The following is a 25801-nucleotide window of genomic DNA, read 5'->3' on the forward strand; positions in this document are numbered from 1 at the left end:
TAAACGAAGAGTTGGTGATAGCTTGATGCTAGAATTGAAAAATATCAATAAAGCGATGGATTATAAAAAAGCAATGGTTACACACTTGGCAGACTTAAAGAAGCAGTTTGATAGGGGAGAAATAACGGAAGAAGAAATCATAAACAAAGAAGGAAATATAGTCATTTTGACTCACACTAATCTCTTAGAGGGGACCATTAACCTTTTTGAAACGGAAGAGAAAAGAAAAACATTTCTTGAGTTTGGCCTTGATGATTTTAGTGATGAATTAAACAAAATCCCGTCTGACATGATGGCCTTTCATGTAACCGGACCAATTCATTTAAAAGATGTAACCATTAGGTCGTTCTCAAATCTTGACAGTAGTATAAAAATGAGTGAGATGATTATATTTTCTGATCAAGTAGTTGGGGTGTCCATTTCGTAATGCGTTTTACTGTGAATAATCAAAAGTCGTCCTTTAAAAAGCTCGACTTTTGATTAACTTGTCTGAAGAGAGGAAAATAAATGTATAGAATACAAACAGAAGAAGAGCTACAAGCGCTACTCGGTTATCCTAGTGAGCTTGTCCAAAGAAAAGTGATTAACCACATTGACCATCATTGTCGAGACTTTATTGCAAAGTCTCCTTTTTTAGTGATGTCTACAGCTAGTCGGGAGGGGGATTGTGATACGTCTCCACGTGGGGATGCACCAGGGTTCGTTTATATATTGGATGATAAGCGAATGATTATCCCTGAGAGACCTGGTAATAAACGAATGGACTCCTTAAGAAATATATTATCAAATCCTCATGTAGGGTTGCTTTTCCTTATTCCAGGTTTAGGGGAAACGCTAAGAGTAAATGGGAAAGCTACCTTAGTTCAAGATGAAGTACTGTTAGAAAAGATGGCGGTAAAAGGGAAATGGCCGATAGTAGGCATTTGTGTTGAGGTGCAAGAATGTTTTATCCATTGTGCGAAGGCTTTTAAACGTTCTCGTTTATGGGAAAGGGAATCATGGCCAACTGAAGTACCGACTGCTGCAAAAATTTTAGCTGATCATGCTAAGCTTCCTGGTGCAAGCGAAGAAGCCATTTCAGCACGTTTAAGTAAAGGGTATAGGGAGCAGCTTTATTAGAGACAATCAGGGCGCCTGATTCCGAAGCAATAAAAGAACTACTGGCTGTAGAAGTAAAGATTAGCATTTAAAAAAGCTTAATTTCTCATTGAGAAAATTAAGCTTTTTAGGTTTATTTCGAACTAGTTTGATGCTTACAAGGAATCTTTATCATCATTCATCTCCACGTACATGTTACTTTCTTCTAAAACGGTTAAAGACTAGGTAGAGGTTTGGGACAATTAAGAGTGTCAATAATGCTGAGAACATAACGCCTGAAATAATTGTGACTGCAAGTGGCTTGAATAAAGCATCCCCACTAAGTGCTACCGGAATAAGGGCTACGACGGATGTCAAGGCGGTTAAAAGAATCGGTCGAATGCGAGCACGAGCTGATTCAACTACAGCATTCGTTATTGACATTCCGTTCCTACTAGCTTGCTCGATAAATTCTATCAAGACAATGGAATTTCTAACGACAATTCCCGTTAATGAAACCATTCCCATAACCGCTAAGAAGCTTATTGGTGTCTGTGTTACGAATAATCCAAGGATTGCTCCGGCAATGGCTAAGTAGACCGCGACTAGCACAAGGAAAGGCAAAGAGAGTGAATTGAATTGGAATGCGATGAGTAAGTAAACAAGGAAAATGACGATAATGAATAACACGGTAATTTCAGCAAAAAAATCATTTTGAGCCTGGTTTTCTCCACCAATGGCAATCTTATAGTCATTTTCGTTTATCTCGGTACGCTTCCTCTCAACAATTTCGGTCACTGCATTTTTAAAGTTTTGTACATCGCCAGGAAAGGCTCTAACCGTTATGGCTCTATTCCCATCAACATGAGGAATCCGTTGTAAGCTTTCAGTCGTTTCTGTCGATAATAATGTATCAAGTGCTAATAAGGTAGGTGGCTCCCCTTGTAAAGGTCCATGTGAAGGAATGGTTAAATTGTTTAGATTCACTTCCTCTTCGACCACACGATCTAAGAAAATGTTCATATCTCGACGTACTACACCATCATCTAACGAGGCAAGTGGGAAGCCATCAGTAGCTAGTCGGATTCGGTCGGATATCATTTTCATGGTTATATCGTATAATGCCAGATTTTCCCTTATTGGTACATATTGAACCGTTGGTTGTGGAGGACCGACGTTATCGACGACAAAGTTTGACCCGAGCTGTTCAATTTCTGAAGTAATGTCATCTTTAAGTTCGATTAACTTCTCCATTTGGGGACCGGATATTGTCACTGTAACAGGTGCACCAGAAGGAGGTCCTTGTTCAATTGTAGATAAAAATATCTCTGCCTGACTATACTTTTCTCGTAGTAGAATGGTCCATTCATCAATGAGCCCTTGTGCTGTTTGCTTCTTACGATCAACCCTGGCCACGATTTGGCCTGTGTTTTCACCTGATATTGGCAAGGAGCTATTAAACAAGTTTGGTAAGCCACTTCCAGCAAAAACACTTGTTTCGTATACACCTTCATCTGTTAAAAGCATATTTTCTATTTCCGCTAATGTTTCTGTTGTTTGCTCTAATGTGGTTCCAATAGGGAGGGTTACATCTATCGTCACTTCTTTTCGATCAGCAGCTGGGAAAAATTCAAATGGTGTAAACGCGATTAAAGCAAAAATAGCCAGTGTGACAGTCAACCCACCGATTGAAACTAGAAATGGTCGTTTACTTGTTTTCTTTACGACCGTATCCGCATAAAAATCGGCTAGTTTATTTAGAGGCTTCCCCAATAATCCAGGTGACTGTGAGACTAATTTATTCGAACGTTTATATAGTCTAAATCGTATCATTGGAACAAGGACTAAAGCGATAATGGTTGAGGCAAGAATCGTTGTAATTAATACAGTTGGAAGAGCTCGAATAAAAGCTCCGTTGCCTCCTGAAAGAAATATTAAAGGTAAAAAGGTAAACACAATCGCAAGTGAGGATGTGACGATGGATACCCATATTTCTTTCACACCATTGACAGCCCCTGTCAGTGCATTTTCACCCATTTTATATCTCCGCTGGATATTATCGTTCACAACGATTGAGTCGTCAACTAAAATCCCTAACGCGATAATGGCTCCAATTACAGATATTTGATTTAAATCAACACCGAAAAATGGAAGCGGAATAAGCCCAATCAGTACGGATATAGGAATAGCCACTGCTACAACAACTGCCCCAGATAGTGTTAAGCCTAATGAAGAGGTAATGACGACTGCAATAATCGCAATTACAAGAGATTGAAAGAGTCCTTTGAATATATCATTAACAAGTTCAGCTTGAGAGTAATATGGTTTTAAGGTGACATTATTTGGTAGTGAAGGGGCTAGTTCGTTTATTTTCTCTTGAATTCGCTCGTCTACAGTAGGTATATCTTCACCAGGTTTTACAAACGCAGTGAAGGATATTGAAGGTTCCCCATCAAAGGTTATGAAGTCGATTGCTTCTTTAGGTGTAATGGAAATGTCTCCAACTGAGTCTAAATAAACAGCAGCCCCTTCATTGTTTAAGCCAATCAATACGTTTTTTAGATCCTCAGCTGATTGGAAATGATCTAACGTCAGCTGGACGATTCTATCATCAACCTGCTGTTTGCCTAGTGGAGTCGGGGAATATTCTTCATTTAATGCTGTTAAAATATCAGAAAAAATTAAACCATTTTCCGCTAACTTTTCTGAATCTACATCAATAACAATTTCTTCATCGGTTACGCCTTTAATGCTAACAGCTGCAACACCAGGAAGGGATTCAATTTCTTCCTGCCATCTGCTCATTTCTGCTTGGAGATTCGTTAAATTATCTCGATTCTCACTCGTGATATGGTAGGAAACAATGGGCATGTTAACGGTTGTTTCATTTACTTCAGGTTCAAGTGCTTCTTCTGGGAAGGTGAGGGCAATATCTGAGATTGCTTGCCGAACACGGCTAAACACTTCTTTTTTACTTTCTCCTTCTTCTACTGTCACAACAATCGATGAAAATCCTGCAGAAGAAGAAGAAACAACTTCCTCAATTCCATCAATTGTAGCGAGCTTGCGTTCCAATGGATTAGTGATGCTGCGCTCTACATTATGTACCGTCGATCCCGGGTACACAGTACTAATCGTACCGATATTTACCGTAGTTTCAGGAATTTCTCGTTGTGGCAACATAAAAAATGTAAATACACCGACGATAACAAATAATAGGAATAAAACGAGAAATATTTTAGATCGCTTTAAGATCCATTCAAGCATAGTGTTCCTCCTTATGGTATATTGATCTTACAGTCAATAACTTAATCAATCAACTTCCTCTACTTAATGTTACAACGATTCTAAAAAAAACCAACCCTAAATATTGAGATTTAATAAGAATTTTATGTAGTGTTTACAGCAATTGCTTCATACACATGGGGAACTGATTGAAACGGAGCAATAAACCATTATGGGGGAGAGGGGTAATCCATATGAATTCAACAATTGAAACGATTTTACATCATCGATCAATAAGAAAATTTACAAACGAAAAATTGACAAAGGAACAAATTTCATTATTAGTTAGAAGTGCACAAGCTGCTTCTACGTCGAGTTATGTGCAAGCTTATTCTATTATTGGTGTAACAGACACAGGGAAAAGAAAAATGCTTGCAAAGTTAGCAGGTGAACAAAGTTATGTAGAAGAAAGCGGCCATTTCTTTGTGTTTTGTGCGGACCTTTATCGTCATGAAAAGATGGGAGAATGGAAGCAAGAAGATGTCACAGAATCACTTGAAAGTACAGAAAAATTTCTTGTGGCAACAATCGATGCAGCTCTTGCTGCTCAAAATATGAGCATTGCAGCAGAATCATTAGGACTTGGTATTTGCTACATAGGCGGTATACGAAATCATTTAGCAGAAGTCGATAAAATATTAGGACTTCCAAAGAGAGTAATCCCGCTTTTTGGTCTTTGTGTTGGATACCCTGATCATACATCGAGCCATAAGCAACGTTTACCAGAGGAACATATTTATCATGAAAATGTATATGAAATAGAAGAACAAGTAATGAAGCAGCAAATAGCTGAATATGATGAAAAAATTTCTGCCTATTATGAGAAAAGAACAAATGGGAGAAGGAAAGCTGGCTGGTCTGATCAAATGGTTTCGATGCTTGCTGTACCAAAAAGGATGGATGTAAAAGAGTATTTGTTGAAAAAAGGATACAATAAAAAGTAAAAAAGCTGCCATGGGCAGCTTTTTTACTTTCAAGGAACATAGTGGTGTGAGCCAAAAGCTCCTTCTATTAATTACATAATCGTCTGTATTTAGCTTTCCTTACTTATCTACACCTGGTTTGCTATCGTAGCCAGCTGTGAAGATTGCCGTCAAGAATGCTGCACAAACACCTAAAATAATAAGAGTACCCATATATGGAAACCTCCTTCAATAAAATAAAACAAGTATTTAATAACCTATAGTATAGCCTATTTTTCTTATTCTGTGAACGATAATAACGAGGTTGATGAAAAAGAAATCCTATCGGTTAATCATGTTAGATGGACGAATTGCATACAGTATAATAATCGTCTCTCAACAAGTGACAGGGGGAGGTCCTAATGGATATATTAAAAAGAATTGAGCAATTCAGAGATGAAGAAGAAATGCTAAAGTGGGAAGGGAACTTTGGGGACTATTTAGAAATATTAAAGCAAAAGCCTTGGGTAGCACAATCTGCCCACTCACGTGTGTATCATATGATAAAAGATGCGGGAGTCAAGGAGGATAAAAGTAAAAGGACATATAAATTTTTTAACGATCAACTATTTGGTCTAGAAGAGGCGTTAGAGCGATTAGTTGAAGAGTATTTCCATCCAGCAGCCAAAAGGTTGGATGTTCGTAAACGCATCTTGTTATTAATGGGCCCTGTCTCTGGTGGTAAATCCACATTAGTTGCTTTACTAAAAAGAGGATTAGAGGCCTACACAAGAACAGACCGTGGAGCTGTTTATGCCATTAAAGGGTGTCCAATGCATGAAGACCCACTTCACTTAATTCCACATCATTTGCGTGATGAATTTTATGAGGAATATGGAATTCGCATTGAAGGTAACTTATCACCTTTAAACTTAATGAGATTAGAAAAAGAGTACGGTGGCAGAATTGAAGATGTGCTCATTGAACGTGTTTTCTTTCTTGAGGATAAACGGACTGGAATTGGGACATTTAGCCCTTCTGATCCTAAATCTCAAGACATTGCCGACTTAACAGGAAGTATAGATTTTTCAACAATAGCAGAGTATGGATCCGAATCTGATCCCAGAGCATATCGATTTGATGGTGAACTCAATAAAGCAAACAGAGGGTTAATGGAATTTCAGGAGATGTTGAAATGTGATGAAAAGTTTTTATGGCATTTATTATCACTAACACAGGAAGGAAATTTTAAAGCTGGCAGGTTTGCTTTAATTTCAGCTGATGAACTGATCGTTGCACATACGAATGAAACAGAGTATCGCTCCTTTATTTCTAATAAAAAAAATGAAGCACTACATTCTAGAATTATCGTAATGCCTGTTCCGTATAATTTAAAAGTGACACAAGAAGAAAAAATATATGAGAAAATGATTCATGAAAGTGATGTTTCTGAGGTTCACATTGCTCCTCATACGTTGAGAGTGGCAGCCATGTTTACGATATTGACAAGGTTAAAAGAGCCTAAACGTGGTGATATTGACGCGATTAAGAAAATGAGATTGTACGATGGAGAGAGTGTGGAAGGATTTAATTCGGCAGATTTGGAGGAATTAAAGAAAGAATATCAAGATGAAGGAATGAGCGGAATTGATCCTCGTTATGTCATTAACCGAATATCGTCAACTATTATTAGGAAAGAGATCTCATCTATTAATGCTTTAGATGTATTACGATCATTGAAAGAGGGACTAGACCAACACCCTTCTATTACAAATGAGCTTCGGGAGAAATATTTAAATTTTATTTCACTAGCTCGTAAAGAATACGATGATATCGCAAAAAAAGAGGTACAAAAAGCGTTTGTCTATTCTTATGAAGAGTCAGCTAAAACCTTAATGGATAATTACTTAGATAATGTAGAAGCGTATTGCAATAAATCAAAGCTTCGTGATCCATTAACAGGAGAGGAAATAAACCCTGACGAAAAGCTAATGAGATCAATTGAAGAACAAATAGGCATTTCGGAAAATGCTAAAAAAGCTTTTCGAGAGGAAATCCTTATTCGCATCTCTGCCTATGCTCGAAAAGGTAAACGGTTTGATTATAATTCTCACGACCGTCTTCGAGAAGCGATCCAGAAAAAGCTGTTTGCTGACTTAAAAGATGTAGTAAAAATTACGACGTCTACTAAAACACCGGATGAGCAGCAATTAAAGAAAATCAATGAAGTGGTTGCACGTCTCATTGATGAGCATGGGTATAATTCGACATCTGCAAACGAGCTTCTTCGTTACGTTGGTAGTTTATTAAATCGATAAGAACACCCCCCTCCATAATTGGAGGGGGGTATGTTTAAAAATGCCAATTAAGGGAAACGTAAGGGAGAGGTGAGAATATGAAGAAAAAAACTAATTTATCTGATACAGAGCAATATAATGGGTCGATGGCTAAGGATTTTGAAGAGATTAAGTTATTAGGAAAGCAAATGGAGCGTCTCCGTACGAATGAGGAATTAAAAGAAAATCATATGATGCCTGATCCTGTGCAATATAGTGAGGAAGATTTATTTTAAATGTCTAGTGAAAACTAGGCATGTTTTTTTTTGCTTTTGAGGCAAATTATCAGATGAATAAAATATATTGTTACTAGGCAGAAAAAGCTGATTATTGTGACGGAGTAATATTTCTTCCTTTTTAGTAAAGAGATAATTAGAGGAATGGGAGGGGAACAAGTGAATAAAATGAAAGTTTCTACAATTCTAAAGTGGATTACCGGTACGGCTGAAGCAATTGTAGGGATTCCCGTCATTGGTGGAATTATCGTACTTTATTTTTTTTGGACACCGCTTATCTTTTTAACTCTTATGCACATTGCCGCTCTTTTTTTTTCTGCAAGAGAAGGCGAGCCGAAAGCAGGAAATATAGTAGGAATAGTCACGAATTGTATTGCATGGATTCCATTCGTAGGGATGGTTATGCATATTATAACGGCTGTTATTGTTTTAAATGAAGCATACAATGCTGAACAGTATAAAGAAAGTCCAGACTCAATGTAAGAAGTCGCTATTTGCGGCTTTTTTACCCTATGTAGAATAGTAACAGGTGAAAGAGTACTTTAAAGCAGGTCTATCATCATTATGGGATAAAAAGCTTGTCCCAATCTGCTAGGCAAGTACACCATTATCAGAATTTTTTGTAAATAATTCTTGTTTTCTGCATAGTATAGAGTAATTAGACACTAAGTTTTGTAGGAATAGTCACTTTAGGCACTCGAGATAGTTTATGCAGGAATGAAAAAAGTGTGAATCATAAGGAGGGGAATATGTTGAGTAATTCGGAAAACAATCAGTTTGTGATTTCTCAGGAAGACTGGTCCCTCCACCGAAAAGGCCATGATGATCAAGCACGACACCAAGAGAAAGTACAAGAGGCGATCAAAAACAATCTTCCTGACTTAATCACTGAAGAAAGTATCGTAATGTCAAATGGAAGAGACGTTGTGAAGATACCGATCCGTTCATTGGATGAATATAAAATCCGTTATAACTACGATAAAAATAAGCATGTTGGCCAAGGGGATGGAGACAGTCAAGTTGGAGATGTTGTTGCTAGAGATGGGTCTGACTCTAAAAAAGGTCCCGGAAAAGGGCAAGGAGCAGGAGATCAGGCTGGCGAAGATTATTATGAAGCTGAAGTATCTATGCTTGAATTGGAAGAAGCTTTGTTCAGTCAATTAGAGTTACCAAACTTAAAGAGGAAAGAACAAGATGAAATTAAGGTTGAAGATATCGAATTTAATGATATTCGAAAGACTGGATTGATGGGGAATATTGATAAAAAGAAAACGATGAAATCTGCATTTAAACGAAATGCCTTAAGTGGTAAACCTGGATTTCACCCAATCAGACAAGAGGATTTAAAGTTTAGAACATGGAATGAGGTTCTCAAGCCGGAGTCAAAAGCTGTTGTAATAGCAATGATGGATACAAGTGGAAGTATGGGGGTTTGGGAAAAATATATGGCTCGAAGCTTTTTCTTCTGGATGTCTCGTTTTTTACGTACAAAGTATGAGACAGTTGAGATTGAATTTATTGCTCATCATACTGAAGCAAAAGTTGTATCGGAAGAAGACTTTTTCTCAAAAGGAGAAAGTGGTGGAACGATTTGTTCTTCAGCCTACCGGAAAGCTTTAGAAATAATCGATCATAAATATGATCCCGATCGGTTTAATATTTATCCTTTTCATTTTTCAGACGGAGACAATTTAACATCAGATAATGCTCGTTGTTTAAAATATGTGGAAGAATTAATGAAGGTTTCAAATATGTTTGGATATGGGGAAGTGAATCAGTATAACCGTCACAGTACGCTCATGTCCGCTTATAAGAACATTGATAACGAACTCTTTCGGTACTTTATTTTAAAGAAAAAAGCAGATGTCTTCCACGCGATGAAAAGCTTTTTTAGACAAGAGGAAGAACAATTATATGCATGAAAACCAGCCGACAAGGCTGGTTTTTTCCTCCTTAAAACACTACTACATAGTACGAAAGGTAATTCCGGTTCAACATTTTAATAAAATAAAGGGATAAATTAAATTCATCAACATTTTGCCATGAAGGAGCTCTTCACCTGATAAATAGTACGCTTAGAGATTATTAAAGTAAAAATATATTATCTTTTAGACATATGATACATGGGTTAATAATTAAGAACTTTGATCCATATTCGACATTTGGGATGATTCTGTTGGTGTTGCTTTATCATTATAGACTACTACTATAATGGGATAAAGCATCTCATAGTGAAAAAAATCACAGGAATTCATTTTTTATCATATTAATGCGGAGTTATTTTTTGAGAAAAAATAATTTTAAATAAAAAGAAATAACCCCTTATTATTCTCAAACATTCCTTATAAAGGACAGGAATTATTTGAGTGGGGATGAAGAAAAACTGCCACTGAAGGAAGTTTCACATTATGTGTGATACATCATTATTTTCTTAATACTCTTCACTTTCTTTTGATCGATGGGATTTGTAAAGCTTGAATGTTTTCTAACACCTGAACCGAAATGTAATTCTTTTACATTCACTTTACTTAAAAATGAATCGGTATTAATTAGTGTTAAACCAGAACCGGCTAGGATTTCAATGTGAGAATCACGACTTTTTTCAACGAGTGCTTGTAACTCTATCGTAGCATCAGGAGCTGCTTGCTTGCCTCCCGATGTTAGCACTCTCGATATTTGTTTGTATTTCATTAGAATCTCTAAAGCTTCTTCTTGGTCTGCTGCTGTATCAAACGCCCGATGAAAGGTAACATCTAACTGACCAGCTTCCTCTAATACTTGTTGAAGAGAGATCTCATCAATCTTTCCTTCAGCTGTTAATGCTCCAAATACAATCCCGTTTGCGCCAAGCTGCTTACAGATTTGAATATCCTTTATAATCGTTCTCATATCATACGAATCATAGCAAAACGATGTACTATGAGGGCGGATCATTACATTTACAGGAATAGTTGTTGCTGTACAGACAGATTCGATTAGCGCATAGCTTGGTGTTAACCCACCTTCTGCAATTCCTGTCACCAACTCAATTCGATCTGCCCCAACTTCTTCCGCTTGAATAGCGTCTGATAAAGTCGTTGCAATAACTTCTAAAATCATACTCCTTCATCCTTTCACCATGTCATTCTTACTAAAAGAACCTTCCCTCATTCAATCGTTCTGAGGGAAGGCCCCTAAGACCTTATTGTACTTAATACTTATTTAATCCGTTTCATTGCATCAGCCACAAATTCGACATCCGTTCCTACAATGATTTGTAAATTCTTATTATTTATTTTAATAACACCTCTTGCACCATGTTTCTTCAAATTCGACTCTTGAACTAGATTCATATCTTTCATTTCAAGGCGTAATCTTGTGGTGCAGTTATCAATAGTAGAAATATTGTCACTTCCTCCTATATTAGCGACAAAATTCTTCGCCATTACAACATACTTATCATCCTCAGTTGAAGTGTTCTCCTCTTCTGGTAGATCCTCCTCATCTTCTCGTCCGGGTGTTTTTAAATCAAGCTTCTTAATCAAAAATACAAACACAACATAATAAATGACTCCGTAAATGAGGCCTACCCCTAATAGTAGCCATGGTTTAGTTGCAATTCCTATGTTTAGGAAGTAGTCAATTGCCCCAGCTGAAAAACCAAATCCACTAAGAATACCTAGAGAGTAGGTGACGACCATTGAACTAGCCGTTAGAAGAGCATGTACAACATAAAGGACTGGTGATAGGAACATGAAAGAAAACTCAATTGGTTCTGTAATCCCTGTTAGAAAAGAAGCAAACCCAATACCAAGTAGCATACCTGTAACAGCCTTTTTCCGTTCTTTTTTTGCTGTTGTAATCATCGCAAGACACGCTGCTGGAAGACCAAACATCATAATAGGGAAGAAACCTGTCATGAAAATTCCAGCGTTTGGGTCACCAGCGAAGAAACGATGTAAATCACCGGTTGCCCCGTTGTACTCACCGAACACAAACCATGGAAAAGAATTTAAAACATGGTGAAGTCCAGTTGGAATTAATATACGATTTAAGAATCCAAAAACCCCAACACCTGCTGCACCAGCGTTAATAATCCATTCTCCAAGTGCATTAATACCATCTTGCACTGGAGGCCACACAAATCCTAAAATTCCTGATAATAAAATCATCGTTGCAGCTGTTACAATTGGAACAAAACGTTTACCCCCAAAGAATCCAAGCCATGTTGGCAATTTAATCGCATGGAAGCGATTGTATAACATCCCACCAATGACCCCTGATAGAATCCCTCCTAAAAAGCTCATATCAATGTCTTCGTTTATTGATTGAGTCCCATTTGTTAATACAAAGAATCCAATCGCACCTGCCAAGCCTGCAGCTCCATTCCCATCTTTGGCAAATCCGATTGCAATCCCGATTGCAAAAAGTAAAGGTAAATTGTCAAAAATCGCTCCACCTGCGCCTGAAACAAACGCAATATTTAGGAGATCTTCTTGTCCTAAACGCAAAAGTAATGCTGCAGCTGGTAATACTGCAATGGGAAGCATAAGCGATTTCCCTATTCGTTGTAAAAATGATAGCATTTATATCCCTCCATACAAGGTTATTTGAAAGCGTTTTAAGTTTAACACGGAATATGATTAGTTGTCTATACCAATTACATCAAATAAATGGTATAGACAACTAATTGTCATAGTGTTACTATTTGTACTGTAAAAAACAATTTATCTCGAAAAATGAATAGAAAATTCCATAGATGAAAGTCTAATTTTATTATTCTTGAAGGGGATGGATAATATGTCAGCAAATCCTATTATTATAGAAAACTTAAAAGTATATACAAAAAATGGAATTAATTATAGTGGAAATGTAAAAATAGAGGACGGAAAAATAATTGCAGTTGGGGATAGTACAAATGTATTGAAATCTGGAGATGAAACAGTAATTACTCTCACAAACGACTTTCATTTAATCCCTGGTTTTATCGACATTCATATTCATGGTGCAGATGGTGCAGACACAATGGACGCAACATCAAACGCGATAGAAGCGATTTGTAAAGCTCTCCCTAAGGAGGGAACAACAAGCTTTTTCCCTACAACGATTACACAAGAAAGTTCGAACATTGAAAAAGCGGTTGAAGTTGTAGGGAAATATATAAATCATCAGCCAAAATCCGGTCAAGCGGAACCGCTTGGCATTCATTTAGAAGGACCTTTTATTAATGCAAAGAAAGCTGGTGCTCAGCCTACACAACACATAAAAGCAGCTGATATTGAGTTATTCAAACAATGGAATAAACTTTCAAACAACCATATTAAAATTGTGACTCATGCCCCAGAAATTCATGGGGGGTTAGAATTTGCTCATTATTTACATGAGCAGCAAATCATTTCGTCAATTGGGCACTCCGATGCAAAATATGCTGACATGAAGAACGCTGTGAAAGAAGGTTCCACTCATGTTACCCACCTTTTTAATGGTATGAGTGGAATACATCATCGTGAGCCAGGTGTAGCTGGTGGAGCTCTATTAAGACAAGAACTATTTACAGAAATCATTGTAGATGGAATTCATGTTTGTCCTGATATGGTTGATCTTCTTTATCAACAAAAAACAGCCGACAGAATGATTTTGATCACCGATGCAATGAGAGCAAAAGGCTTAAATGATGGAAAATACGATTTGGGAGGACAAGGGGTTACCGTTGAAGATGGGAAAGTCTATTTATTAGACGGGACACTTGCAGGTAGCCTTCTAAAAATGATCGATGGCTTTAAAAATCTTATTTCATTCACTGGTTGTTCTATTCAGGAAGCCATTCAAATGGCATCAACCAATCCAGCAAAGCAGTTGAATGTTTGTGATCGAAAAGGAAGTATTAGTGAAGGAAAAGATGCCGACCTTGTTATTCTTGATCAAGACTTAAACATTGTTTTGACGATTTGTCGTGGAGAAATTGCTTATAATAATATGGAGGAACTATCATGAGAATTCTAGAAACTAAGAACTATCAAGAAATGAGTCAACTTGCAGCTGAATACATTATTGAAAAAATCCGTCATTCTGCTCAGATAAATCTTGGTTTAGCAACTGGAAGTACTCCTTTAGGAACATACAGTGAAATGATTAAGGATTTTGAAAAGGATGAAACTTCTTATCAACACGTAAGAACATTTAATTTAGATGAATATGTAGGTTTAGATAATAAACACCCAAATAGTTATAACTATTTCATGAGAGAGAATTTATTTAACCACATCAACATTACCGAAGAGCAAACCCATATTCCAAACGGCATGGCAGCCAACATCGAAAAAGTGTGTCAAGGTTATGAAGAATTATTAGAAAAACAAGGTGGGATTGACCTTCAACTATTAGGAATCGGAAAAAATGGACATATTGGATTTAATGAACCAGGAACCTCTTTTGAATCGATAACTCATAAAGTAAAGCTAGCACAATCAACGCGGTTGGCGAATGCTAGGTTCTTTACAAGTATGGATAAGGTGCCTACTCATGCAATTACAATGGGTATTTCTACAATCCTAAGAAGTAAGGAAATCTTACTTCTTGTATCTGGTGAGGAAAAAAGTGAAGCTGTAAAACAGTTATTTTATGGACCAATAAACGAGAACTTTCCTGCTTCGGTGCTAAACACGCATCAAAATGTTACAATAATTGGGGACAAAAAAGCATTTGCAGGTATAATTTGAGTAAAGAAAGGAGTCTAGAAGATGATTGACAAATCCTCTCCTCTCCCCTTGTACCATCAAATTGTTGAAAAGATCAAAAAACAAATTGAACAAGGCGAATTAATGCCAGGGGATACGGTACAATCTGAGCGTGAGTACGCCGAAAAATACGAAATTAGTCGGATGACAGTAAGACAAGCAATTACACAATTAACGAATGAAGGCTACCTCTATCGATTAAAAGGTGTCGGAACTTTCGTTGCAGAGCGCAAAATTGAACAGCCTTTATCAGGGCTAACTAGCTTTACAGAAGATATGGAAACTAGAGGCATGAAACCGAGTAGTAAAATTATAAATTTTGAAATCATTCCTGCTTCCGCTTCTATTGCTAGTCAATTAAATATGAAAGAACATTCGCCAGTATATGAAATACAGAGAATACGGTTAGCAGATAACGAACCGATAGCACTTGAGCACACATATATATCAGCAAACCTAGTTAAGGGCCTTACCGAAGAAATCGTAGAGACTTCCCTTTATAAATATATTGAAAGTGACTCAAAATTGACCATTCAAAATGCCACTCAGGTTATTGAAGCATCAATAGCGAATGAACAAGAAGCTGAGTATCTAAACATAAAGAAAGGAGTACCTGTTCTTTTAATTCAAAGAAATACCTTTCTAAAGGATAATCAACCATTTGAAGTCGTTCGATCTTCTTATCGATCAGACCGATATAAATTCATGATTAATATGGAGCGCTAGAAAACTCATCCTACTGGGGGTGGAGCGGCATTGATTGATGAATATTTGAAAAAGATTATGGATTTATTAGAATTTGTAAAGGTTGAAGAGAAAGAAAGTATCTTGAAAGCTGCTACTAAAGTCTCAACGAGTATTATGAGGGATGGTATTATCCATATCTTTGGTGTTGGCCATTCTCACATATTCGGTGAAGAAATCTTTTATAGAGCTGGCGGACTCGTTCCGATAAATCCTATATTGGTGGAAGAGCTCATGCTTCATAAAGGAGCGAGTCGATCATCTAGACTTGAAAAAGAAAATGACTTTGCAAAAACATTCATGTCTAAAGAAGACATTCGCCCTAATGATCTTGTAATCGTAATTTCTACGTCTGGAAGAAACCCAGTTCCTATTGATGTTGCTAGATGGAGCCAAGCAAAAGGGGCATTTGTCATCTGCATCACATCGTTGACGTATGCCAAAAGCCAACCTTCTAGACACAAAGAACAGTATTATTTATATCAATCTGCAGATTTAGTCATTGATAATCATATAAGCATTGGTGATACGCTCATGAAATATCCAGACTTTGATGAGACTTTCGGATCAGGTTCAACTGTAGTTGGAACAGTGATCATGAATGGGATTATGGTCGAAGCAATAAATATAATGCTGAAAAATGGCTATCACCCACCTATCTTCAAAAGTGGAAATGTAGATGGTACTGAAGCACACAATCGTTCCTTAGTTGAAAAGTATAAGGCACGAATTAAAAGGTTGAATTAACTAGCAAGGTATAAATAAGTCAAGCGGACTACAAGGATATCATCCATGAAGACCGCTTGGCTTATTTTCTTTGTACTTCGTTTTAGAAATACCGAACATCCTTGAATAGTAGAAAGCCAGATCATTACTTTTAACAGCATTTAGAGGGATTTTTTTGCTCATTATGCATAGGAATGTAAACCAGCAATAACTAGGTTGACGAAGATTAAATTAAACATGATGATTGCAAATCCAATAACAGCTAACCAAGCTGATTTCTCTCCTTGCCAATTTTTAGATAGTCTTAGATGAAGAAATACAGCATAAAAAAGCCATGTAATTAAAGCCCACACTTCTTTTGGGTCCCATCCCCAAAAAAGAGTCCAAGCAATCTGTGCCCAAATCATTGCAAAGATTAGAACAATCATATGCATAAAACCAGCCGATGAGGCTGGTTTTTTCATCCTTAAAATACTACTACATAGTGACAGTACGTAGAAGATGAGAATTCTGCATCTTTACAGGAATCAATTGCCTCTTTCCTCCGCATTTAATTGATGAGGGTGTCCTTCATTAGAATGTACTTCTTTTGGAAGTGCTTTAGGAGCGCTTGGAACTTCACGTAATTGACTTTTTAATTCGTTCGAAGAAAAGACTTTTATTATAAGCTGACCGCCGTACACTTTTGCACGAATAAGTATTGGCTGATTATGTGGATTTTTAAACGTAAAATCCGGTCCGTACCAGCTAACTGTAGCATCTCGATTAGGGGGGACATAGGGTACTTTACGACTGTGAGAGTATCTTTCTACAATTTTGACTCCAGCACGGTCAACGGCATTAAACAAAGTAGAAGAGACTTGACAAATGCCTCCGCCAATCCCTTCTGATAGCTCACCTCTAACAATAACAGGGGCTGAAAGGTAGCCTTTTTTCTTTGTTCTTTTTCCCACCACCTTATTAAACGAGAATTTCTCTCCAGGAAAGATTACGGTATTATCAATTGCTTTTGCTGCCAATTGAATATTGTGAGACCGTTCTTTATTCCTTGAATTAAAAAATGTGACATATTGACTAATGAATTTAGAACGAATACTAATAAGTAATTCACTATCAATCGTCGGGTAAATATATTTAACAGGAATAGTTATTTGAGATGGCTTTTTACTAAAATAATACGTATAAAAATGATCAATAAATTTGGTTTTATCGAGCTTTCGACCTGTTGTTTCTTTTACAATTTCATCATCATCCCCAATATAAGCATTCTTTGGGGGTTTATATACTTTTTTTTCTAATTCAAGCATATAGGTTTCCAAGGCAGCTTCATCAATCATTGTTTCGTCTAGAAAGCGGTGAGTAAACTTGGAGTGATGAATCGTATCCAATGTTTTTCCATCAAGCTGTAAAGTAAGATTATTAGACGCATCACCTGTAATTATAGTTAGTAGGATGAAAGTAAAAAATAGCTTCATGAGTAGTTCACCACCAAGTAAGTTAAGTCCAATTTACCAATTCATTATTTATCATGTGTAACTATATGGTTTGGATAGCATGGAAAAAATGGAAATGAATCATCAGTTTTACTCCTAAGGAGTAAAACGCTCAAAATTATGTTTTGAAGGCGGTCTTAACGGATAGGAAATTTAATGGAGAGATAGAGGATTCCAGAAAAAATCATTTACCTCTTGATATTTTTTTTATATTAAAATTTTCTATAATATTCCATTTTATAAGCTGATGAAAGTAGTAAAACAGCTTAATACAACAAAATATGATTTTCCCATTTAATATTGGGAATTATAAATAGTGAAGTACTCATCAAACATTGTCAGGGGGAATGTAAATTGAATTTAACACCTAAGCAAAGGATTGAATTGCATGGTTTCAACAATTTAACCAAATCATTAAGCTTTAATATGTACGATATATGCTACACAAAAACAAAAGCAGAAAGGGAAGCGTACATAGATTACATAGACGAACAATATAATGCTGAACGTTTAACTAAAATTTTGAAAACGGTGACGGATATTATCGGCGCACACATCTTAAATATTGCGAAGCAAGATTATGATCCTCAAGGGGCAAGTGTAACGATATTAGTGTCAGAAGGCCCAGTTCACGAAGAGCATATCGAAGCATTGGATGAATCACCAGGTCCCATTCCGAACATTGTCGTCGGCGCGTTAGACAAAAGTCACATTACCGTGCACACATATCCAGAGTACCACCCTGATGATGGAATTAGTACATTTCGTGCGGACATCGATGTATCAACATGTGGTGAAATTTCCCCTTTAAAAGCGTTAAATTATTTAATTCATTCGTTTGAAACCGATGTCATGACAATTGATTATCGAGTTAGAGGATTTACAAGGGATGTAACGGGGCATAAATTATTTATTGACCATGAAATCAATTCCATTCAAAACTATATTCCAGACGAGATTCAAACTCAATACGATATGATTGATGTCAATGTATATCAAGAAAATATATTTCATACAAAATGTAAACTGAGGGAATTTGATCTAAATCAATATTTATTTGGGTATACGAAAAATCAATTATCTGAAGAGGAACAAGCGGATATCACGAAAAGATTAGTGATTGAAATGGATGAAATATTTTATGGGAAAAATATGACTTAAAAGGATGGTCCTAGATGGGGAAGAGTAGATAATACGCACTTATCCACCATAAATATCATCCTATCTTATAAAAAAACCCTTCAAAGTAGACGAGAAATCTACTCTAAAGGGGATTCTTCACTTAAATAAACATCATATTATTTAAACAAGCCAAAAGGCTTTCCGACAGGAAGAAAAACTCTTTCGAAATGTGTATTTAATACACTTGCAGCTGATCCATAAAAACTCATAATAGCGATTAAGAACTCCGATATGGCGGCAAGTTTATGTGTAACCTCAGTCGCAATTCCAAAGCTGGATAAGGCCAGCCCAATAAATAAGAAATCAATAAGGACAAATATGATAAATAACACTTTATGGGTTTCCATCGCTCCGATTGTCATAAAGAGACTAAAAAGTAAGTAGCCGATAAATGCCACTCCTAGCTGTTTCGTGTCGATAGATGAAGCAGCCATCTCTCCAAATACCCCTAATTGCATAAGCCATGAAGTCCCCACGCCGAGCCAAAACAATCCGAATGCTCCAAAAGCAGTTGTCCCGAATGTGTTATTATGCTTGGCATCCTGTATACAAGCAAAAAGTTGTGCAAAACCTCCTAAAAAAATAGCCCAAGGAAGTACAAAGGAAATTCCATCTGTCCAGCCAAGCTTTTGAGATGAGGCTACTAAGGTAACCATAGCCAGTCCAAATAAGCCAAGTGCAGATGGATCTGCTGTAGTAATTTGTATTTTCTGTGATGAATTATTCTTCATAGTGTTCAAACCTCCTAACAAACATAACCTGAATACCATACTAAAAAACAAGGTGAGAGTTCAATGGTAATAATTTCTGAAGACTGTATGGAAACTTCCACTAAAAATCGAACTATTATTCCGAGTGAAAAGGGTGGTATTATAGGGATTATAGAGCTAGTTAGTATGAAGAAAGGATGATATGAATGAAGAAAATCTATATTATTCATGAAAATGATGAATGGACAAAGCATTTAACGAATCATTTAGAAGCATTACAATTACCCTTTGAGGAATGGTTTCTAGATGAAGGTATTTTAGATATGACAAAAGCTCCGCCAGAAGGAGTTTTCTATAATCGTATGAGTGCTTCTTCCCATACTAGAGGACATCGGTTTGCACCAGAGTTTACAACTCAAGTAATTAAATGGTTAGAGCATCATGGAAGAAAAGTAATTAATGGATCTAATGCCATACAATTGGAAGTTAGCAAGGTTCTTCAATATTTAGCGTTAGAAAAAGAAGGAGTAAGAACTCCAAAAACGGTTGCTGCTATTGGAAGAAAGCAAATTATTCCTGCGGCACAAAGCCTTGATGTAAAGCCATTTATAACGAAGCATAATCGAGCAGGTAAAGGACTTGGAGTCCGTCTTTTTCACGGTATTGAGGCACTTAAGCAGTATGTTGAGAGTGACGAATATGAAGAGCCTGTTGACGGAATAACATTGATTCAGGAATATATTCAATCTCCGGATTCTTTCATCATAAGGTGTGAGTTTATTAATGGAAAATTTTATTACGCCGTTAAAGTGGACACTTCGGAAGGGTTTGAATTATGTCCAGCTGATGTATGCCAAATAGATGATTTAGCGTGTCCTATTTCTGAAGAAAGTGAAAAGAAAGGTAAATTTGAAATAATGGATGGATTTAAACATCCTATTCTATTAAAGTATGAGCAAGTTCTACAAAAAAATAAGATTGATGTTGCAGGGATTGAATTTATTCAAGATGAAAATGGAGAAATTTATACGTACGATATAAACACGAATACGAACTATAATGAAGAAGCAGAGTCGAGAGTAAATATGTATGGCATGTTAAAGTTGGCACACTATTTAGGTGAACAGCTTAAAATATTATCTTAAAAAAGTGGAAGAATAACAAAAAATAGAAATTTTGACAATGAATACGCTTAAATTTCCAAAAAAAGCTGGTAGAATATTTACATTTGTAAAATAAAGAGGTATGTTTAAGTTAACAAATGTAAAATATTGCAGGTGAGGGTTTTGGAAAAGGAGAAATTAAGAAAGATCATCGAGGCAGCGAAATTATATTATTTATTAGATTTAAACCAGAGTGAAATTGCAAAAAAATTGGGAGTTTCCCGTCCAACAGTTTCCCGTTTTTTACAAATCGCAAAGGAAAAAGGGTATGTGCAGATTACGATAAGTGATCCTACCGATGATGTAGAGGTATTATCTACAGAGTTGGAAAAGAGATTTGGATTAAAAAAAGCGATTGTAGTATCGATTCCACAATATGAAGATCATATAATTAAAAACTATTTAGGTGAAAAAACAGCAACGTATTTACATGAAACAGTGAAGGATGAAGATATCATTGGTGTTACATGGGGAACAACTTTATATCATGTTGCTATTGAATTAAAGCAGAAATTTGTAAAAGACATAAAGGTCGTTCAATTAAAAGGTGGAGTTAGTCACTCAGAAACGAACACCTACGCTTCTGAAATCCTTTATTTATTCGGAAAAGCGTATAATACAACGCCTCATCATTTACCACTCCCAGCTATTGTCGATCATGTGGTAGTAAAACAAGCAATGGAAGCAGATCGGCATATTAAAAGAATATTAGAATTGGGAAGAGAAGCTAACATCGCATTATTTACAATCGGGCCTGTGAAGTCTGAGTCGCTTTTATTTCAGTTAGGCTATTTTACAGAAGAAGATTTAAACACCCTTTATCCGAAAGCTGCAGGCGATATTTGTTCGAGATTTTTTGATATCAATGGGGGAATTTGTAATGATAGCTTAAATGAACGAACATTAGGAATCAACTTAGAAGATTTAAAAACAAAAGAACAATCCATCCTGGTTGCAGGTGGTGCTCATAAACTTGATGGGATATATGGAGCTTTAAAAGGGCAATACGCGAATGTTTTAGTAACAGATCAATTTACTGCCCGTTTTTTATTGGATAAAGAAAAACAATAAAGTGCTGAGTAGTGTGAAGGTAGGAGTCTAGTAAAATATAATAGTAATTCTTTTACAAAATTTCAAAAATATAATATTGTATTGAACAGATGAAAAGGAGCGTGTTAACTGCTCCTTTTTTTCTTTATAGGCGAGTGAATACATATAAAATGAGGACTTTTTGTGAATTGGTAAATAATTATTTTACAAATGTTCAATTTAGATATTACATTTGTTCAATCTTTCTGTTATATTAATTAAGGTAAAAGTGAATGAAAGCGGTATCAGCTGATTTTCATTTTTTCTATAACACACATACACAGCAGAGGTGAGCACAATGAATATTTTATGGGGACTAGCGGGTATATTAGTCGTATTCTCTATCGCATTTATTTTTTCCAGTAATCGCAAATCTATTAATCTACGAACAATTCTTGGTGGTTTAGCGATTCAAATTGCTTTTGGATTTATCGTTTTAAAATGGGATTTGGGTCGTAAAGGGTTAGAGTGGCTTTCTAATCGTGTAAATGAAATTGTTGGTTATGCCAATGAAGGGGTAAACTTCCTATTCGGTGGGATGTTTGCAGCAGAAGGAATTGGATTTGTCTTTGCATTCCAAGTATTAACGATTGTTATTTTCTTCTCTTCTCTTATTTCCGTTCTTTATTACTTAGGAATCATGCAATGGGTAATTAAGATTATTGGGGGAGCACTTTCTTGGGTCTTAGGTACAAGTAAAGCGGAGTCTTTATCCGCAGCAGCGAACATTTTCGTTGGACAAACGGAAGCACCGCTTGTCGTTAAGCCATTTTTAGCGAAAATGACGAAGTCTGAATTATTTGCAGTAATGGTAGGGGGACTTGCTTCAGTTGCAGGGTCTGTATTAATTGGATATTCTCTACTAGGTGTACCGTTAGAGTACTTATTAGCAGCAAGCTTTATGGCTGCACCTGCAGGTTTAATCATTGCCAAAATTATGATTCCAGAAACAGAGACTGCTGTTTCATCGGATAATCTAAAAATGGAAAAAGACACGGATGCAACAAACGTGATTGATGCTGCAGCAAAAGGAGCAAGCACAGGTCTACAATTAGCACTAAACATTGGGGCAATGCTTCTTGCCTTCATCGCATTAATTGCATTAGTGAACGGTATTTTAGGCGGAATTGGCGGTCTATTCAATATTGAAGGACTAACATTAGAAACGATTCTTGGTTACTTGTTCGCACCTATCGCTTTCGCCATTGGTGTACCTTGGGGTGAAGCAGTTACAGCAGGTGGATTCATTGGACAGAAGCTAGTATTAAATGAATTTGTAGCTTATTCATCTTTCGCTCCACAAATTGCTGATTTATCTGAGAAAACAGTTATCGTTATTTCATTTGCATTATGTGGATTCGCAAATATTTCATCTATGGGTATCCTTCTTGGTGGTCTAGGAAGTCTAGCACCAGATCGTCGCCCTGATATTGCCAAACTAGGAGTACGTGCTGTTGCGGCAGGTATGCTTGCATCACTATTAAGTGCATCTATTGCAGGTATGCTTTTATAATTCAAGTGTAGGAGAGGGAGAACCTCTCCTCTTATTGATATTCTTGAAAGATACAGGAGAATACGAGGGATTTTCCTTATAAAGAAATTAAGATTGGAGAGAACGAATATTATGACAACAAAAGTTGGCGCTATGATTGATCATACGGCATTAAAAGCAACAACAACGGAAGAAGAGATTATCACATTAGTAAACGAAGCAAAACAGCATTTATTTGCTTCTGTATGCGTTAACCCAACATGGGTGAAAAAGGCAGCTAGTTTATTAAGCGATACACCTGAAGTAAAAGTTTGTACCGTGATCGGGTTCCCGTTAGGGGCGAACACAACAGCAGTGAAAGCGTTCGAAACGACGAACGCCATTGAGAATGGCGCTTCGGAAGTAGATATGGTTATTAACGTTGCGGCGTTAAAAGATGGACGTGATGAACTAGTTGAAGCAGATATCCGTGCTGTAGTAGAAGCGGCAAAAGGAAAAGCTTTAACAAAGGTCATTATTGAAACAGCTCTATTAACGGACGAGGAAAAAGAACGTGCATGTAAATTGGCTGTTGCAGCTGGGGCTGACTTTGTGAAAACATCAACAGGTTTTTCGACAGGTGGAGCAACAGTTGAGGACATTGCACTAATGAGAAGAGTTGTAGGCCCTGATGTTGGAGTGAAAGCTTCTGGGGGGGTAAGAAGTCGAGAAGATGCCATTGCGATGATTGAAGCGGGTGCTACTCGTATTGGCGCAAGCTCAGGTGTATCCATTGTAAACGGTGAAGTATCAACAGAAGATTATTAAAAGACGTCTTTTTAAGTATGCTGGCAGGAAATAACCATCGGGATTGTTTTTAAATTTATAAAGCTTCCTCTAATAGTGGCGCTAGTGTTCGTAGGCCTCACGGGGATTTTTGGTGTCTATTTCAGCGGCGTATTAGTTGATTGGATATTCAAGATACTAAATGCATAACTCTAATGAAGAGGTGATTTCAATGGAAGATAACGTATTAATTCAAGAAGCAAAAAAAGCAAGAGAGCAGGCCTATGCCCCATATTCAAATTTTAAGGTAGGTACAGCTCTACTTTCAAAGAGTGGTACTGTGTATCATGGATGTAATGTCGAAAATGCCTCTTATGGCCTTTGTAATTGTGCGGAGAGAACAGCACTTTTTAAAGCCTATTCAGAAGGGGATACGCAGTTTGAAAAAATGGTTGTTGTAGCAGATACAAAACGTCCAGCAGCACCATGCGGAGCTTGTCGACAAGTCATTTCAGAATTATGCGATGCAGAAATGGAAGTTGTTTTAACAAATTTATCAGGTGAAACCGATACAATTCTTGTAAAAGAGCTTTTACCGAAAGCATTTTCTCCAGAAGATTTAAAGTAAATAGGATGAAGAAAGGGACATTCAGTGGAAGTCCCTTTCTTTTTTTATCTATATAAAGGCCATGTTACTTATTATCCGAAAATAACCATAATAATCGCTTTACTACCTTTTCCAAAACGATGACGGAGTCCTTTACGAATTGTCACCATTTCCCCTTGATGAATCTCCATTTGCTCTTCATCCGTTTCAAGAGTAAACTGACCACTTATGCAAACAATTTTTTCTGCAATCTTATCATGAACCTCGAATGGATATTCCTGCTCTTCTAAATGGATAAGCAGAACGCTTCCTTTTTCTATGTCACATAATAGATGATCTTTATCCACCTCTAGTGAGCTTCCTAATTGGATTAAATTTGTTTTGTTCATTGTTATTCCTCCTCTATTTGTTCAACTAATTTTTAAAGAAAACGGTAAGAATTTTGTTGAGAAGTTCTTTGGCTTGAAGAAAATATTCCTCGTGTATGATTTGTTGTGAACTTTGGGTAAAGGGTCCCATTGGTGGCTCCCCTTCATCATGAAGAAGATGTGTCACGATCTCTTTCGTAAACTCTAAATGAAACTGCATCGCTAATACATGATGATTGTAAATAAAGGCCTGATTGCTACAAGCATCACTTTTAGCTAGAAGAATGGAATCTTTAGGTAGCTTAAAGGTATCAGAGTGCCATTGAAAGAGTGGCGATGGATGTGTACGGAAAAGAGTACTTAATTTATTTGAACCGATTCCATCAACGGAATGCCATCCAATCTCTTCATATTTATTTTGAGTGACGGTGGATCCAAGTGCTTTGGCGATGAGTTGAGCTCCCATGCATATTCCTATTATTTTTTTTTGACATTTAATCGCTTCCTGTATAAAAGACATTTCTTTGGTCATCCAAGGATATTGATGTATATCGCGGACGCTCATCGAACCACCTAACACAACCAATCCATCGATTTTGTTTAAATCAGGAAAAATGGGTTCTTCTTTATAAAATTCTGTTTTTGATAATTGCACATCGTTTTCTGCACACCAATCATAAATAAAGCCAAGATCCTCATACTCCACATGTTGAAAATAATGTAATCTCATTGACACTCTCCTTTCATGAAAAACAAAAAAAGCCCAGGAAGATACAAATATTATATCCTCCCGGGCTTTTATCCCTCCGTGTACACAACGAATCACTTGTGCGCTGTCTCTCGGACCAGACCAAATTATTTGCGGAACCCTAGACAGCTTCTTCTATTAAACTTAATATTATTTTTATAC

The 25801-nt window shown here is 36.7% G+C and carries 25 protein-coding genes and 1 riboswitch; of the genes, 17 read left to right on the forward strand and 8 right to left on the reverse strand.

Going from position 1 to position 25801, the window contains the following annotated elements:
* Window positions 1–25: 25 nt before the first annotated feature.
* Together WAK64_RS04580 and WAK64_RS04585 are read left to right on the forward strand one after the other, a co-directional pair.
* Window positions 26–427 (forward strand): hypothetical protein, encoded by a 402-nt coding sequence (locus tag WAK64_RS04580; RefSeq protein ID WP_336585765.1) that lies wholly within the window; start codon window positions 26–28, stop codon window positions 425–427.
* An 80-nt stretch (window positions 428–507) separates the two neighbouring features.
* Window positions 508–1119, forward strand: coding sequence for a pyridoxamine 5'-phosphate oxidase family protein (locus WAK64_RS04585; RefSeq protein ID WP_336585766.1), 612 nt, complete (start codon window positions 508–510; stop codon window positions 1117–1119).
* 174 nt (window positions 1120–1293) lie between these two features.
* On the opposite strand, the gene WAK64_RS04590 is transcribed toward WAK64_RS04585, so the two are convergent.
* Window positions 1294–4344 (reverse strand): efflux RND transporter permease subunit, encoded by a 3051-nt coding sequence (locus tag WAK64_RS04590; protein ID WP_336585767.1) that lies wholly within the window; start codon window positions 4342–4344, stop codon window positions 1294–1296.
* A gap of 212 nt (window positions 4345–4556) precedes the next feature.
* Here WAK64_RS04590 and nfsA point away from each other — a divergent pair, with 212 nt between their 5' ends.
* From nfsA to yhbH, 5 genes are all read left to right on the forward strand, one after another.
* Window positions 4557–5306, forward strand: a complete 750-nt coding sequence (nfsA, locus tag WAK64_RS04595; RefSeq protein WP_336585768.1) for an oxygen-insensitive NADPH nitroreductase — start codon at window positions 4557–4559, stop codon at window positions 5304–5306.
* A 380-nt stretch (window positions 5307–5686) separates the two neighbouring features.
* Window positions 5687–7582, forward strand: coding sequence for a PrkA family serine protein kinase (locus WAK64_RS04600; RefSeq protein WP_336585769.1), 1896 nt, complete (start codon window positions 5687–5689; stop codon window positions 7580–7582).
* A gap of 77 nt (window positions 7583–7659) precedes the next feature.
* Window positions 7660–7836 carry a hypothetical protein gene (locus tag WAK64_RS04605; RefSeq protein ID WP_336585770.1) on the forward strand — a complete coding sequence of 59 codons (177 nt, stop codon included), beginning with the start codon at window positions 7660–7662 and terminating at the stop codon, window positions 7834–7836.
* A 168-nt stretch (window positions 7837–8004) separates the two neighbouring features.
* Window positions 8005–8319: a hypothetical protein gene (locus WAK64_RS04610; RefSeq protein WP_336586010.1), complete on the forward strand. Its 315-nt coding sequence runs from the start codon at window positions 8005–8007 to the stop codon at window positions 8317–8319.
* 266 nt (window positions 8320–8585) lie between these two features.
* A complete protein-coding gene (gene yhbH, locus WAK64_RS04615) occupies window positions 8586–9758 on the forward strand; it encodes a sporulation protein YhbH (RefSeq protein WP_419465891.1) in 1173 nt (390 codons plus the stop codon).
* 484 nt (window positions 9759–10242) lie between these two features.
* Here yhbH and WAK64_RS04620 read toward each other — a convergent pair whose 3' ends face one another.
* Together WAK64_RS04620 and nagE are read right to left on the reverse strand one after the other, a co-directional pair.
* Entirely contained in the window at window positions 10243–10935 is a 693-nt protein-coding gene (locus tag WAK64_RS04620) for a copper homeostasis protein CutC (RefSeq protein WP_336585771.1), read from the reverse strand.
* A gap of 98 nt (window positions 10936–11033) precedes the next feature.
* A complete protein-coding gene (gene nagE / locus WAK64_RS04625; RefSeq protein WP_336585772.1) occupies window positions 11034–12401 on the reverse strand; it encodes an N-acetylglucosamine-specific PTS transporter subunit IIBC in 1368 nt (455 codons plus the stop codon).
* 214 nt (window positions 12402–12615) lie between these two features.
* Here nagE and nagA point away from each other — a divergent pair, with 214 nt between their 5' ends.
* From nagA to WAK64_RS04645, 4 genes are read left to right on the forward strand one after another with little or no spacing between them, the layout of a single operon-like run.
* Window positions 12616–13809 (forward strand): N-acetylglucosamine-6-phosphate deacetylase, encoded by a 1194-nt coding sequence (gene nagA / locus WAK64_RS04630; protein ID WP_336585773.1) that lies wholly within the window; start codon window positions 12616–12618, stop codon window positions 13807–13809.
* The gene (gene nagB, locus WAK64_RS04635; RefSeq protein WP_336585774.1) at window positions 13806–14534 is read left to right on the forward strand and encodes a glucosamine-6-phosphate deaminase; all 729 of its coding nucleotides are present in this window, start codon (window positions 13806–13808) and stop codon (window positions 14532–14534) included. Before nagA ends, nagB begins: the two co-directional genes overlap by 4 nt.
* A 21-nt stretch (window positions 14535–14555) precedes the next feature.
* Window positions 14556–15278, forward strand: coding sequence for a GntR family transcriptional regulator (locus tag WAK64_RS04640; protein ID WP_336585775.1), 723 nt, complete (start codon window positions 14556–14558; stop codon window positions 15276–15278).
* Between the two features lie 30 nt (window positions 15279–15308).
* The gene (locus WAK64_RS04645; RefSeq protein ID WP_336585776.1) at window positions 15309–16043 is read left to right on the forward strand and encodes an SIS domain-containing protein; all 735 of its coding nucleotides are present in this window, start codon (window positions 15309–15311) and stop codon (window positions 16041–16043) included.
* Window positions 16044–16204: 161 nt separating this feature from the next.
* Here the strand turns inward: WAK64_RS04645 and ccsA are convergent, their stop codons facing one another.
* Together ccsA and WAK64_RS04655 are read right to left on the reverse strand one after the other, a co-directional pair.
* A complete protein-coding gene (gene ccsA, locus WAK64_RS04650) occupies window positions 16205–16531 on the reverse strand; it encodes a cytochrome c biogenesis protein CcsA (RefSeq protein WP_336586012.1) in 327 nt (108 codons plus the stop codon).
* Window positions 16532–16549: 18 nt separating this feature from the next.
* On the reverse strand, window positions 16550–17497 hold the full coding sequence (locus tag WAK64_RS04655) for a VanW family protein (RefSeq protein ID WP_336585777.1): 948 nt from the start codon (window positions 17495–17497) through the stop codon (window positions 16550–16552).
* Window positions 17498–17869: 372 nt separating this feature from the next.
* On the opposite strand from WAK64_RS04655, the gene speD reads away from it, so the two are divergent.
* Window positions 17870–18676, forward strand: a complete 807-nt coding sequence (speD, locus tag WAK64_RS04660; RefSeq protein WP_336585778.1) for an adenosylmethionine decarboxylase — start codon at window positions 17870–17872, stop codon at window positions 18674–18676.
* A gap of 137 nt (window positions 18677–18813) precedes the next feature.
* Here speD and WAK64_RS04665 read toward each other — a convergent pair whose 3' ends face one another.
* Window positions 18814–19428, reverse strand: coding sequence for an acetate uptake transporter (locus tag WAK64_RS04665; protein ID WP_336585779.1), 615 nt, complete (start codon window positions 19426–19428; stop codon window positions 18814–18816).
* A gap of 185 nt (window positions 19429–19613) precedes the next feature.
* On the opposite strand from WAK64_RS04665, the gene WAK64_RS04670 reads away from it, so the two are divergent.
* The 5 genes from WAK64_RS04670 to WAK64_RS04690 all read left to right on the forward strand — a co-directional run bounded on the left by WAK64_RS04670 (window position 19614) and on the right by WAK64_RS04690 (window position 24544).
* Window positions 19614–20552 (forward strand): ATP-grasp domain-containing protein, encoded by a 939-nt coding sequence (locus tag WAK64_RS04670; RefSeq protein ID WP_336585780.1) that lies wholly within the window; start codon window positions 19614–19616, stop codon window positions 20550–20552.
* 141 nt (window positions 20553–20693) lie between these two features.
* Window positions 20694–21641 (forward strand): sugar-binding transcriptional regulator, encoded by a 948-nt coding sequence (locus WAK64_RS04675; RefSeq protein ID WP_336585781.1) that lies wholly within the window; start codon window positions 20694–20696, stop codon window positions 21639–21641.
* 316 nt (window positions 21642–21957) lie between these two features.
* A complete protein-coding gene (locus WAK64_RS04680; protein WP_336585782.1) occupies window positions 21958–23172 on the forward strand; it encodes a NupC/NupG family nucleoside CNT transporter in 1215 nt (404 codons plus the stop codon).
* Window positions 23173–23283: 111 nt separating this feature from the next.
* On the forward strand, window positions 23284–23958 hold the full coding sequence (gene deoC, locus WAK64_RS04685; protein WP_336585783.1) for a deoxyribose-phosphate aldolase: 675 nt from the start codon (window positions 23284–23286) through the stop codon (window positions 23956–23958).
* Between the two features lie 160 nt (window positions 23959–24118).
* A complete protein-coding gene (locus tag WAK64_RS04690; protein WP_419465892.1) occupies window positions 24119–24544 on the forward strand; it encodes a cytidine deaminase in 426 nt (141 codons plus the stop codon).
* Window positions 24545–24615: 71 nt separating this feature from the next.
* Here the strand turns inward: WAK64_RS04690 and WAK64_RS04695 are convergent, their stop codons facing one another.
* Window positions 24616–24912 (reverse strand): cupin domain-containing protein, encoded by a 297-nt coding sequence (locus tag WAK64_RS04695; protein ID WP_336585785.1) that lies wholly within the window; start codon window positions 24910–24912, stop codon window positions 24616–24618.
* A gap of 25 nt (window positions 24913–24937) precedes the next feature.
* Window positions 24938–25621 carry a type 1 glutamine amidotransferase gene (locus WAK64_RS04700; RefSeq protein ID WP_336585786.1) on the reverse strand — a complete coding sequence of 228 codons (684 nt, stop codon included), beginning with the start codon at window positions 25619–25621 and terminating at the stop codon, window positions 24938–24940.
* Window positions 25622–25676: 55 nt separating this feature from the next.
* Window positions 25677–25775: riboswitch (guanidine-I (ykkC/yxkD leader) on the reverse strand.
* Window positions 25776–25801: the final 26 nt, after the last annotated feature.

It is taken from the genome of Bacillus spongiae, assembly GCF_037120725.1.
Taxonomy (GTDB): Bacteria; Bacillota; Bacilli; order Bacillales; family Bacillaceae_K; genus Bacillus_CI; species Bacillus_CI spongiae.